The sequence below is a fragment of the Halorhabdus tiamatea SARL4B genome, from assembly GCF_000470655.1.
In the GTDB taxonomy this organism is placed as follows: Archaea; Halobacteriota; Halobacteria; order Halobacteriales; family Haloarculaceae; genus Halorhabdus; species Halorhabdus tiamatea.
On the sequence record NC_021921.1, the window covers coordinates 1615452 to 1627995 of the forward strand.

The following is a 12544-nucleotide window of genomic DNA, read 5'->3' on the forward strand; positions in this document are numbered from 1 at the left end:
GTTTTGCACCCGGCACGTCGACACTGCAACGACATGTCCCCGCCCGTGCGAGTCGCCGCCGTGCTCCTCGCCCTCCTGGCGATAGTCGGGGGTAGCGCCGTCGTCGCAGCCCAGACGGGCAGTCCAGCCCCGGGGTCGACGGCGGACGTCTCGACCGCCGGGACCGTCAACACCTCGACCACGATGTGGATCGAACTCGGCGAAGGCGGGGACGCCCACTGGAACGTCTCGGTGGTCGCTACGTTGCCCGATGCGGACGCGGTCGACTCCTTCGAGGAACTCGCCGCGTCCTTCGAGGCCAACGAGAGCGACGTCCTCTCGCCGACGACCTTCAGGCGGTACGTCCGACTCGCGGACAACTCGACCAGCCGCGAGATGACACTGACCGACGTCGGCCGGGACGCCGTCGTGGTCAACGATACGGGCCGGCTGGAACTGTCGTTCACCTGGCGTAACTTCGGACTCCGTGAGGGATCGACGGTTCACGTCGCGGACGCGTTCACCGGCCCGGAGGGCCTGTGGCTCCAGGGGTTGAGCGCCGACCAGCGACTGGTCATCTCTGTCCCAGCGTCTTTTGACATCACGAGTGCGCCAAAGGGGTACACCAACCGGACGATCAGGTGGGAGGGCCCGGTCGAGTCGTTCCAACCGGGCGATTTCGAGATTACCTACAACGTCAACTTGCCGACGACGACTGACCCGGATCCGACGACCACGACGCCCTCCGGGCCGACGACCACGATGCCCTCCGGGCCGACGACCATCCAGCCGACGCCGTCGACGCCTTCGACGGGTGCCGGACCCACTCAGGACGGCGAGATTCCGTCGGCGGCGATTGTCATCGTCGTTGTCGTCCTCGCTGTGGTCGTCGTCTACCTCTTCCGGCACGGTGGCGATCTCCCGCACTCGGCGTCGTCCGACGATGCCGACGGAGCTGGCGAGACGGCTACCGACGAACCGTCCACGGACTCGGGGTCGAGCAGGTCGCCGACCGACGACGCGTCGACGTCGGAGACTGCGGAGGTAGGGACCGCCGCGACTGGCGTCGCTGCCGGCACGAGTGCGGATCCGGAGGCCGAGGCGAGCGATGACGCTCCGATCGACCGGGAGTTACTCAGCGACGAGGAGTACGTCGAGGCACTCCTCGAGCGCAACGGCGGCCGGATGAAGCAGGCGAACATCGTTTCGGAGACCGGGTGGTCGAACGCGAAGGTCTCCCAGTTGCTCTCGGCGATGGCCGAGGAGGATCGTATCGAGAAACTCCGCATCGGCCGGGAGAACCTGATCTCGTTCCCTGACGACGAAGACGGTGATGGCTGATCTATCATCCTCTCGTGGCAGTGATCGGGTGTTGCCGTCGAAACTCGACGACCTGCAGCGGTCGTCACGTACTTGTAAAACCGACACCTAGGGCGGACAATGGAATATCTGGAGCGCCGGCGGGACCTCGTCGAAACCCGGCTCGAAGACGTCCTGGCGTCGGTCGACCCGGCCGAGCTCTCTGGCGAACTCGAGGACGTCGTCCTGGCGGGCGGCAAGCGAGTCCGCCCGACAGTGTCGCTTTTGGTCTGTGAGGCGGTCGGTGGCGACCCCGAGGACGCGGTCGACTTCGCGGTCGGCGTCGAGCTCGTCCACAACGCGTCGCTGGTCGTGGACGACATCATCGACGAGTCCGACCGGCGACGTGGCTCGCCAAGTGCCTGGTCGGCCTTCGGCCACGGGCCGGCACTCATCGCCAGCGACGGGCTGATCGGCGAGGCGTTCGCGCTCTTTTCGACCGACGAACGCGCGATGCAGGCCGTCTCGGAGGCGATGGTCGAACTCGGTGAGGGCGAGGCGACCGAACTCGCGGCGATGCCCGACTCCGAGGACGCCTACCGACAGCTCGCCCGCCGGAAGACCGGCGCACTGTTCCGTGCGGCAGCCGAACTCGGAGCGATCGCGGCCGACGCCGACGCCCGGACAGTCGAGGCGTTCGGTCAGTACGCCCAACAGGTCGGCATCGCGTTTCAGATCCGCGACGACGTCCTCGACGCGACGGCCGACGCCGACCAGCTCGGCAAGCCCGCCGGCCACGACGCGGCGATGGACCGCCCCTCGATCGTCCAGGTGACGGACCTCTCGCCGGCAGAAGCGACTGAACGCGCCCGGAGTGAGGCCGACGCTGCCCTCGAGACGCTGGAGGCCGTCCCCGTCGAGGACGAACAGGCCGTCGAGTACCTCCGCGATCTGGCGAACTTCGTCGTCGAACGCGAACAGTAAGCTCCCGTTTCTGGCTTGTGCGCCCGGCCTAGAGCTTCCCGTTGAGAACCTTCGCTGCCGTGAGAACCGGGTCCCAGGTGGGGCCAAACGGTGGCGCATACGAGAGATCGAGGTACTCGACGTCTTCGACGGTCAACGCCGACTGGATCGCCGTCGCGATCGGATCGATCCGCTTGGCGACCCCTTCACGGCCGACCATGCTCGCGCCGAGGACGCGCCCGGAGTCGGCGTCACCGACCAGCGTGATCTCGATCTCCGAGCCGCCGGGATAGTAGTGGGCTCGTGAGGCCGACGTGATCGTCACCGACACCGGGTCGAAGCCGGCCGCCCGGAGTTCCTCGGCGTCGAGGATGCCCGTCCGGGCGACCTCGCGGTCGAACGCCTTGAGGACCGCCGTCCCGGCGATGTCGCCGACCGGCGTCGGGTCGCCGCCGACAGTCGCGCCGACGGCCCGGCCGGCGCGGTTGGCCGTCAGCGCCAGCGGGACGTGGGCCGGTTCGCCCGTCACGGCGTGGGTCATCTCGGCGCAATCGCCTGCTGCGTAGATCGCCTCCTCGTTCGTCCGGCCGTACTCGTCGGTCGCGATCGCGCCCGTCGGCCCGAGATCGATCCCTGCCTCCTCGGCCAGTTCGACGTTCGGGTCGACCCCCGCGGCGACCAGGACGGCGTCGACTGGTACGTCCCCGCTGTCAGTTCGAACTGCCTCGACGCTCCCGTCGCCGTCGATGGCTTCGACGCGGGTCCCGGTCCGGACGTCGACGCCGTTGTCTTCGAGTTCGTCTTCGACAGTCTCGGCACTCGAGGTCCCGAACGGCGGGAGGACGTGCTGGCGCATCTCGAAGAGTGTCACGTCGATATCCCGGCCCCGGAACGCCTCGGCCATCTCGATGCCGATGTAGCCGCCGCCGATGATGCCGATCCGGTCGTACTCGCCTGTCTCGACAGCCTCCTTGAGCTGCCGGCCCGCGTCCATCTCCTGGAGTGTGAAGACATCCGTCGCGTCGAGCCCGTCGATCGGCGGTTCGAGTGCGCCTGCGCCCGTCGCGATCAGGAGTTCGTCGTAGTCGATCGTGTATTCCTCGCCGTCGTCGGTCCCGACGGTGACGGCCGAGTCCTCGCGGTCGATCGCCGTCGCCTCGTGGCCGGTCCGGAGGTCGATGTCACGTTCCTCCCGGAAGCGGTCGGCGGGGATCGCGACTAAGTCCTCCAGCGAGTCGATCTCCCCCTTGACGTAGTAGGGGAGGCCACAGGCACCGTAGGACACCCACTCGCTGCGTTCGAGGACGACCACGTCCCGGTCTGGGGCCTCCCGCTTTGCCTTGCTGGCAGCACTCATTCCGGCGGCGTCGCCGCCGACGACGAGAAACGTCTCGGACATACCAGAACTTCGGTGTCACACGGGTAAAGAATTGTGGTGGTCGTACAACGTCGCTCCCGTCAGGTCATTCCCACGGCGCGTCCGGGCCGCCCTGCTCCGGCGGCTCCTCGTCGTCCGGTTCGTCCGCCTGTGACGGCAATTCCCGCTCCGGGACGTCTTCTTCCTCGTCGAATGGCCGGAGATTCTCTTCCATCACGGCCCGATAGTAGAGCGTCCAGAGGACGCCAAACACAAGCGACAGCGGTACGAGCTCCGTGTAATTCCCCATCTCGAAGGTGATAGCGATGAACCCGCCGGAGAGGACGACCCCCGAGTTGTACACGAAGATCGCGAGGTCTGTCCGGTCTACGTCCATGGACAGTACTGACAGGACTGTCCTCAAATGTGTGTCGGTCCCTGTCAATCGAAGGTGCCCTCCCACGGTCGTCTCGTCGATTAGTGGCTGTGTTCGTGGCCGACCGCCTCGCCGGGATAGGCTTTCTCGCCGGCCTCGACGGGCACGTCGAGCCAGTTCTCCATCGGGATCAGCGGGCACTCGTAGGCCTCGTTGTACGCACACGTCGGGTTGTACGCCTGGTTGAGGTCGAGTATCCAGGTCCCATCGGCCGTCTGGTGGCGGTCGGGTTCGAGGTCGAGATATCGGCCCGCTCCGTAGGTCTCCTCGTCGTTGGTCTCGTCGCGGAAGGGAACCCAGAAGCGATCCTCGCCCGAGGCCGGCTTGTACGCCTGGAGGGTGACCGACTCGCCGTCGATCTCGAAATTGAACTCGCCCCACCGGACGTACTCCTGGGATCCGTCGGCCGTCGTCTCGACGGTCACCGACTCCTTCTCGTCGTGTTCTTCCAGCGGGAGTTCGTACCGGTAGGCTGGGTCGACCGGGTAGTGATCCAGTCCCTCGAAGTCCGCGTGTCCGGGGAACGGCGACCGCGGATGCTCGGCGAAGTACGTCTCTTTTTCCGCTCGCTGCTCACGAATCCGTTCGGCGTAGTTCTCGTCTGTCATCGTCCGAAGAGTGGGCGCGCGGGCACATAACGGTATTGCGTTCGGATAACAACACCGGTCGGTCGGGGTCGCCCCTTCGCTCTGTCGACGGGAACACGGGGACGTCGCTACTGCTGGAGGCGACTCAGCCACTGCCCGATCCGACCTGAACTCCCCGTGATCAGGCGATCGGAGTTGAACACACGGATCGCGAGCCAGATCATGGCGACAGCGAAGATCGCCTCGTAGACGATCCCGCCGAACACCATCGTCGTATCGTTCAACAGGAGTCGTTTGGGTGCGATCGCGGGGTGGGTAAAGGGGATCGCGAGCAGGAGCGCCCGGATCGGCAGCGACAGCTGGGCGACGTCGGTGAACATCGTCGCGAACATCGGCACGATCGCCAGAATCGAGATGGGGAACAGCAACATCTGCGCGCCCTGACGGTCGCCGGCGAAGACGCCCAGAATGAGCGCCAGTGCCAGGACACCGACCAGCGAGAGGAACAGCGAGACGCCGACGATCGCGTAGTCAACCACCCCCAGGCTGAGTGCCGCACTCGCCGCGCCGTCGGTGAACGACGACTGGTAGTAGTAGATCGAGACGGTGTACAACGCCGCGCCGAGCAACCCGATCGAGGCGCTGCCGATGAGTTTGGCGGCGACGATCGTCGAGCGTTTGACCGGCATCGTCAGCAGGGTTTCGAGGGTCTTGTTCTCCTTTTCGGCCCCCATCGAGTTGATCACCATCTGGCCGGAGAAGATGATGACGAACATGATCACCACGGGAATGAAGATGAACTGCGTGGCGAAGCTTCCTGAGAGTGCCCCTGGCGAGGTGTTTTCGAGGGTCTTGTCCTCGAGATAGGTCGTGTACTCCGGCCGGATCGGGTTGAGCATCGCGGGCGTCGTCCCCGTGACGTTCAGCGTGAGGACGGTGCCCGCCCGCTGGATCTGCCCGTCGATCTGCGCCGAGGAGGTGATTCCCGAGAGGCTGAGTGAGCGAACGACCGAGTGGACGCCGACGCTGCCGGCCGTCCGCTCGCGTATCCGCTCGGTGAAGCCATCGGGGATGACGATCAACGCGTCACCACCCTCCCCGGATACCGTCTCGACCGCCGCCGATGGCTCGCCTGACTCGGCGTAGTAGACGACCGAGGCGTTCTGGGAGAGCGAGGCGTTGACGAGGTCGCCGTACTCACCGTCGTCCGCGTTGAGAATCCCGATCGAGGGCTGTTCGTCTACCCCGTCTTCGATCCCGCCGATCCCCTGGCCTAGCGCGACGAACATGACCGGGATCAGCAGGATCGGCAGGAGGTACCGCGGCCGGAGGAGCTCGCGGGTTTCCTTCCAGAGGAGCCGCAGGAAGTGGTTCATGCGACCGCCTCCAGGAAGGCCTCCTCTAGGTTCTCGACGCCGTAGCGTTCGACGAGTTCGGCGGGCGGCCCCTCGGCGACGATCTCGCCCTCGTTGAGCAACCCGATCCGGTCACAGAGGTACTCGACTTCGAGCATGTTGTGACTAGACAGGAGGACGCTCCGGTTGGCACCCGGGAACTGCTTGACGATCTCCCGGATCGCCCGGGCGTTCTCGACGTCCAGCCCCGACGTGGGCTCGTCCAGAATCGCCAGATCGGGCTCGGTCATGATCGTACTCGCAAGCAGGAGCTTGCGGGTCATCCCCTTTGAGTACTCGCTGGTCTTGCTCTCGATGCGATCGTCAAGATCGGCGATTTCGACACCTCGCTCGACGAGTTCGTCGGGATCGTCGCCGTAGAAGTCCGCGACGAATTCGAGGTACTGCCGACCGGTCAGGTTGTCGTACGAGCCGGCGTCCTCGGGGAGATACCGGATGCGCTTTCGGACCTCGTTGGGCTCGCTTTCGACGTCGGCACCGAAGACGCTCACGTCGCCGCTCCCGACGGTCAACAGCGTCGCGAGCGTCCGGAGCGTGGTGCTCTTGCCCGCGCCGTTGGGCCCGACGAGCCCGTAGATCTCGCCGGGTTCGACCGAAAAGGAGACGCCGCGGAGGGCCTGTACGTCGCCGTATCGCTTCGCCAGGTCGGAGACCGTCACAGCGGCTTGTGCCATCGCCGGCTACGACTCACCACTGTCAAATGATAATTTCGGTTTCGTCAGGTGACGCCGGTTGTGGCACCCGGCAGAGGGAAACCGGATCAGACGACGTCCGGTCGCACTCGAAATCGCTGGTAGCCGCCGTGAGACAGCTCGAGCGCGCCGAGCCACCAGTTCCAGCGTTCGATCAGGTCGGACTCCGCGGGCGCGTCGTCGAGGTTATCGAGGACGATCTCGACGGTCAGTGGCCCCTCGAAATCGTCGGCGTACTGTGCGGAGTCGGCCAGATCCGACGCCTGGCGGGCGACGATCCGGGCGGCCGCCGGCTCGGCGTCGAAGGCCTCGATCAATTGGGATTCGAGTTGCGTCCGGTCCACAGCGGGTGTTGACCGACCGGCGACTTCAACGACGCGAAATCCACTCGTCAGTCTCGGCCCGCGATTCGACGCTGTGCGGGCGTCACTCGTGGCCGACGATCGGCTGTGGCTCGTAGGGTTCCTCGAGGTACTCGACGTCCGATTCCGAGAGATCGATCTCCATGGCCTCGACGGCGTCCTCTAAGTGCTCGACGCTGGTCGTCCCGACGATGGGCGCAGTGACGTACTCGTTTTGATACTGCCAGGCTAGCGCGATCTGGGCCATCGTGACGCCGTACTCGTCGGCGAGTTCCTCGACGCGCTCGTTGATCTCGCGACCCCCGCCGCGAGTGTACTCGTCTGTCGGGTTGTGGAAGTTCTCGGGGTCGCCGCGTTCGGTCGCCTCGAGTTCGTCGATGGGGCGCGTCAGGAACCCCTGGCCGAGTGGTCCCCACGGGATGACGCCCATGTTCTCCTTCTCTGTCAGGGGGAGCATCTCGCGTTCCTCCTCGCGATAGGCCAGGTGGTAGTGGTTCTGCATCGTCTCGTAGCTCACGAGACCCTCACGCTCGCTGGTCCGGAGGCGCTCTGTCAGCTGGTGGGCGAACATCGAGGAGGTCCCGACGTGGCGGACCTTCCCCTCTCGAACAGCATCATCGAGTGCCCGCAGGGTCGTCTCCGGCGGGGTGTTGGGATCGACCCGGTGGGTCTGATACAGGTCGATCGTGTCCATGCCGAGTCGTTCCAGGCTCGCGTCGAGTTCTTGCTGGATCGTCTTCCGGGAGAGTCCCGACGCGTTGGGCGTGTCCTCACCGACGGGGAAGCGGACCTTCGTCGCGACGACCTGCTCGTCGCGGTCGTATTCCGAGAGGACGTCGCCCAGGATCTCCTCGCTCTCGCCCGCCGAGTAGGCGTTCGCGGTATCGAAGAAGTTCACGCCCAGGTCGATCGCCCGCTCGATGATCTCTCGGCTCTCGTCCTCGTCGAGCATCCAGGGCTCCTCACTGCCGAAGCTCATGGCCCCGAGACAGAGCTGACTGACTTCCATTCCGGTCGATCCGAGTGTGGTGTATTCCATGCTATCCGGCATACGAGCGGCCCCCTCAAATGGATTATGCCTGTGGAATTCTCTCTTCGCTCGTTCATCCGGGAACCATCGGACTATCACTCTCTGCCATGCATCCACCACTCAAGGTGAACGTTAAGTTGATTGGGGTCTTAGCTCCAGACGGTCATAGCATGCCTTCGAAACCCAATCCTTTCGACGAGATCGAGCGGATGTTCGACCGGATGAGCGACCAGTTCGAGGCCCTGGATCCGACCGAGGTCGCCGGGACGGTCGCCGGTTCGGCCGGCGGAATCACGGTCGACGTCGTCGACGAGGGAGACCGATTCGTCGTCACGGCCGACGTGCCGGGCTACGAGAGCGACGACATCGACGTGACGCTGCCGGACGCGACGACGCTACGGATCAGCGCCGAGCGTACCGACGCGACCGAGTCCGAGCACGGCGAGCCCGAGGAGGGCGTGTTCGTCCGGCGCGAGCGTCGCCGGACGGCGACGAGCCGGACTGTCTCGCTACCCGAACCCGTCGAAGAAGACGGAACCACCGCGAGCTATCAGCACGGCGTCCTCACGGTCGAACTCCCGAAAGAACGGCCGGCGGATGACGATGGTCACACGATCCCGATCGAGTGAGTGCGGTTCGACGCTGTGACGGCGACCGGCCCGGCCAATTCAGGGTTCCGGTGGCTCGCCGTCGTAGGCGTCCATGTCGGCGTAGAAGTTGAGCAATCCGAACTTGAGTTTCTCCGGCTCGACGTCGATCATCTCGCCGCGCTCGACCGGCGGGAAGGTGCCCCGGACGGCGTACTCCGGCGACTCGATTTCGGCTTTTTCGGTATAGCGCCGGTCGACCAGTACCCGCGCGCCGAAATCCGCCGGCGAGCGGACGACTCGGCCCATCGCCTGTCGAGTCTTGCGGATCGTCGGGATCTCGACGGCGTAGCGCCACCCGGCCTCCTCGGCGTCGAAGGTCGCGTCGTAGGCGTCCTGGACGGCGTCCATCCGATCGTCGAGGTAGGGATAGGGGACGCCGACGACCAGGACCGTCCGGGCGTCGTCGCCGTCGTAACTCACGCCCTCGCCGAGGGTGCCCCACAGCGAGGTGAAGAGGACGCCGTCGTCACCGTCGGTGAAGGTCTCGCGCAGTTCTTGGGCGCGGGTCCCCGGTTCGTCGAGGTATTTCGTCGCCTCGACGTCGACGGCGTCGTGGTAGCGCTCGGCCTCGCTGTAACTCGGGAAGAAGGCGAGGGTGTTCCCCGGCGTCAGCCGGACGGTGTCCTCGACGACGCTCGCCACGGTATCCTGGAGTTCGGGGTCGTCCCGCCGGCTGGAAAACAGCGACGGGACGTCGACGGCGTAGGTCCGGCGGCGCTCCTCGGGAAACTGGGGGCCGTAGGCCATCGTCTCCGGGTCCTCCAGGCCCAGGACGGCCTCGGTCACGTCGAAGGGGCGCAGGGTCGCACTCATCAGGACCGACGCGTAGAGATCGTCGAACAACGTTCGCGTCACGCGCTCGGGGATCGCCGTGTAGAGTTCCGCCCGACCGTAGAGGTCGCCGTTACCCTCTTCGCGGCGGACGCTCACGACGGGGTAGAGTCCGGTCTGCTCGCCGTCCTCGAACCACCCGTCGAAAAAGGTGGCTGCCTGGAGGGTGGGACACTCCTTGCGGACACTCGTCTCGCCGTCCTTGTAGGCGTCCTCGTACTGCTGGTCGAGGGCCTGCCCGAGCGCGACGGCCGCCTCCAGATCCTCGTGGACGCCCTGGCCGGTGTAATTTTGCAGGATCGAAAGCGTGAGGTCGTCTCGTCGGTCGTCGTTGTCGATTGCGAGGTCAGTCCATTCCTCGTCGACGGTCTCGCGCTCGCCGAACCCGAGTGCGTCATCGTACGTCTCCCGGAGGGCGGTCAGGATCGTTTCGAGGACGTTGCCCGCCGGGCCGGCGCGGGGGTCGTCCACGTCTTCGAGTTCCTCGAGTGCGCGTTCGAGCGTCGGCTCAGCCAGCGTCCGACGGGCGTGTTCGCGGGCCGCATCCTCGACGTTGTGGGCCTCGTCGAAGACCGCGATCACGTCCTCGGGGTCACGGCCGAGCCACCGGAAGAACTGCTCGCGGATGAACGGATCCAGCAGGTGATGGTAGTTACAGATGACCAGATCGACGCCGTCGATCCCCTCTTTCAGGAGCTCGTACCCACAGAGTCCCTGGCGTTCGGCGTACTCGTAGACCTGATCGGGCGTCCGAACGTCGTCGTACAGCCACGCGTAGAACTCGTCGGTATCGGTCGTGAGATTCCGATAGTAGTGGTCGCAGGTCGCCTGCTCCTCTTTGAGCGTCTCCACCTCCTCGGCGACCGACTCCAGTTCGTCCATGACCGCTGAGCGTGCTTCGGCAGCCTCGCTGTCCCCTTCTTGACTCGCGTCCAGGAGTTCTCGCTGGCGACGCTCGAGGTCTGCCTGTTCGGCCTCGCTGTCGACGAGATCGCGGGTCGTCTCCCGCAACGCCTGGCATTCCTCGTAGCCCACGTCGATGTGACACATCGACCCTTTCCCGCGGAAGACGGCCGCGCGGATGGGTTCCTGGCGAGTGATCGCCCGCGCATCTTCGACGAACTGGCGCATCTGCTGGTGGACGTTGGTCGTGATCACGACGGTCTTCTCCGTCCGGCGGGCGAACTCCAGGGCCGGCGTCAGGGCCGCGAGGGTCTTGCCCGTCCCCGTTGCGCCCTCCAGCAAGACGTCCGACCCCTCATCTAAGGCGTCGCCGATCCCCTCGATGGCCTCGCGCTGGTGGTCGTATGGCTCGTCGTAGGGAAAGAACCGCGCGTAGTCCGGGTCGGACGCCACGGGCAGTACTTGGTCGCTGGGGGCCAAAAGCGTTCGCTCGGGAGGGGGCCGATCCCGACGACAGCCTCCACACTTGTCTGGACTGACACGGAATTCGGTCGTCGGTACGGACCACCCTTCGCGACCACAGTTTATATTATCGTGAGTATATTACGTTCGCGTATGACCGAGGGGTTCGTGGACAGGGCGGACGAACTGGACTTCCTGCGTGACGCAGTCCGTTCGGACGGCTTCGAGTTGATCCTCCTGTATGGACGACGGAGAGTGGGGAAGACGGAACTAGCGAAGGCGGTCCTCGAAGAGCATGACGGGATCTACCACGTCGTCGTCGAGGAAGAAGGAAGCAAACAGCGGGAGAGCCTCGTCGCATCCATCTCACAATCCGTCTCGAGCTACACGCCGGCCGTGGCGGACTGGGAAGACGTCTTCGAGTGGTTCGTCTCCGTCGCCGACGGGGAAGTTCTGGTGATCGACGAGTTCCCGCGACTGATCGCGGAGGACGATTCGATCCCCTCGCGGTTTCAGAAGTTCGTCGACGAGTACCTGCAGACGACCGACATCACACTCATCCTGACCGGGTCTTCTATCGGGATGATGGAAGACCTGATGGCCTACGAGAACCCGCTCTATGGGAGACGGACGGGCCAGATCGACCTCCGGGCGTTTAGTTTCCGGGACGCCGTGCCGCTGTTGCCGGGCGAGTTTGAGGACCAGATACAGTTTTTCAGCGTATTCGGTGGAATTCCGTTCTATCTCGACCAGATCGATCCAGAGAAGGCGCTGATGGAGAACGTCCGGGATCGAATCTGTGATCGGAACGCGGTATTGAATCAGGAGCCACGAATGCTGGTGAAACAGGAGTTCAGAAGTCCAGCCCGATATCTGTCGATTCTCGAGTCCGTGGCCTCGGGAAAGACGAGACCGAAACGGATCGCCGACGACACCGACATCCCGCTTCAGAGTATCTCGAAGTACCTCGCCAAACTCGAGTCGATCCGCCTGCTGGAACACACGAAACCGGTCACGTCCAGAAACACGCGATCCCGGGACGGCATCTACACGCTCGGCGATCATTTCTTCGAATTCTGGTATCGGTTCATCTACCCGAACATGTCTGACGTCGTCCGTGATCCGGACGCATTCGTTGAGAGTCTCGACCTGCGTCAGTTCGTCGGGAGACAGTTTGAAGATATCTGTCGGGAAGTCATCGACGCTGAGGCGAACTACCCGAAGATCGGTAGCTGGTGGTACGAGGAGGACGAGATCGATGTCGTCGCGCTGGACGAGGATCGCGATCGCATTCTCTTTGGTGAGGCGAAGTGGCGATCGACGGAAGTCGGATCGAGTGAACTCGAGCGGTTGCGAGCCAAGTCGGAACGAGTCAGGTGGCGATCCGACCAGCGGGAGGAACGGTTTGCCCTGTTCTCGAAGCGTGGGTTCACTGACAACCTCCGGGAGGAAGCGGCCGACGGAGACGTCGCACTATACGATCTTGACCGGATCGAACGTGTCTTCACGGCTTCGAGATAAGGATGCTCTTGCCCGTTCGGGTCGAGAGATTGTCTCGACTGACTCGTGACTTGGTCG

Annotated in this window: 12 protein-coding genes; 4 read left to right on the forward strand and 8 right to left on the reverse strand. The window is 64.7% G+C overall.

Annotated features, from left to right (window positions below):
• Positions 1-33: 33 nt before the first annotated feature.
• A complete protein-coding gene (locus HTIA_RS07980) occupies positions 34-1320 on the forward strand; it encodes a helix-turn-helix transcriptional regulator (RefSeq protein ID WP_008527628.1) in 1287 nt (428 codons plus the stop codon).
• A gap of 99 nt (positions 1321-1419) precedes the next feature.
• Entirely contained in the window at positions 1420-2262 is an 843-nt protein-coding gene (locus HTIA_RS07985; protein ID WP_008527627.1) for a polyprenyl synthetase family protein, read from the forward strand.
• Positions 2263-2290: 28 nt separating this feature from the next.
• Here HTIA_RS07985 and HTIA_RS07990 read toward each other — a convergent pair whose 3' ends face one another.
• From HTIA_RS07990 to HTIA_RS08020, 7 genes are all read right to left on the reverse strand, one after another.
• Positions 2291-3640 (reverse strand): FAD-dependent oxidoreductase, encoded by a 1350-nt coding sequence (locus tag HTIA_RS07990; protein ID WP_008527626.1) that lies wholly within the window; start codon positions 3638-3640, stop codon positions 2291-2293.
• 64 nt (positions 3641-3704) lie between these two features.
• Entirely contained in the window at positions 3705-3995 is a 291-nt protein-coding gene (locus tag HTIA_RS07995) for a hypothetical protein (protein WP_008527625.1), read from the reverse strand.
• A gap of 80 nt (positions 3996-4075) precedes the next feature.
• Positions 4076-4642 (reverse strand): DUF1684 domain-containing protein, encoded by a 567-nt coding sequence (locus HTIA_RS08000; RefSeq protein WP_020936226.1) that lies wholly within the window; start codon positions 4640-4642, stop codon positions 4076-4078.
• 107 nt (positions 4643-4749) lie between these two features.
• A complete protein-coding gene (locus tag HTIA_RS08005; protein WP_008527623.1) occupies positions 4750-5997 on the reverse strand; it encodes an ABC transporter permease in 1248 nt (415 codons plus the stop codon).
• On the reverse strand, positions 5994-6710 hold the full coding sequence (locus HTIA_RS08010) for an ABC transporter ATP-binding protein (protein ID WP_008527622.1): 717 nt from the start codon (positions 6708-6710) through the stop codon (positions 5994-5996). The genes HTIA_RS08005 and HTIA_RS08010 overlap by 4 nt, the downstream gene beginning before the upstream one ends.
• 86 nt (positions 6711-6796) lie before the next feature.
• Positions 6797-7072, reverse strand: coding sequence for a hypothetical protein (locus tag HTIA_RS08015; RefSeq protein ID WP_008527621.1), 276 nt, complete (start codon positions 7070-7072; stop codon positions 6797-6799).
• Positions 7073-7154: 82 nt separating this feature from the next.
• Positions 7155-8129: an aldo/keto reductase gene (locus tag HTIA_RS08020; RefSeq protein ID WP_008527620.1), complete on the reverse strand. Its 975-nt coding sequence runs from the start codon at positions 8127-8129 to the stop codon at positions 7155-7157.
• A 161-nt stretch (positions 8130-8290) separates the two neighbouring features.
• Between HTIA_RS08020 and HTIA_RS08025 the strand changes: the two genes are divergently transcribed.
• Positions 8291-8749 (forward strand): Hsp20/alpha crystallin family protein, encoded by a 459-nt coding sequence (locus HTIA_RS08025; RefSeq protein ID WP_008527618.1) that lies wholly within the window; start codon positions 8291-8293, stop codon positions 8747-8749.
• Positions 8750-8788: 39 nt separating this feature from the next.
• Here HTIA_RS08025 and HTIA_RS08030 read toward each other — a convergent pair whose 3' ends face one another.
• Positions 8789-10957: an ATP-dependent DNA helicase gene (locus HTIA_RS08030; RefSeq protein ID WP_008527616.1), complete on the reverse strand. Its 2169-nt coding sequence runs from the start codon at positions 10955-10957 to the stop codon at positions 8789-8791.
• Positions 10958-11119: 162 nt separating this feature from the next.
• Here HTIA_RS08030 and HTIA_RS08035 point away from each other — a divergent pair, with 162 nt between their 5' ends.
• Positions 11120-12487, forward strand: a complete 1368-nt coding sequence (locus HTIA_RS08035; protein ID WP_008527615.1) for an ATP-binding protein — start codon at positions 11120-11122, stop codon at positions 12485-12487.
• Positions 12488-12544: the final 57 nt, after the last annotated feature.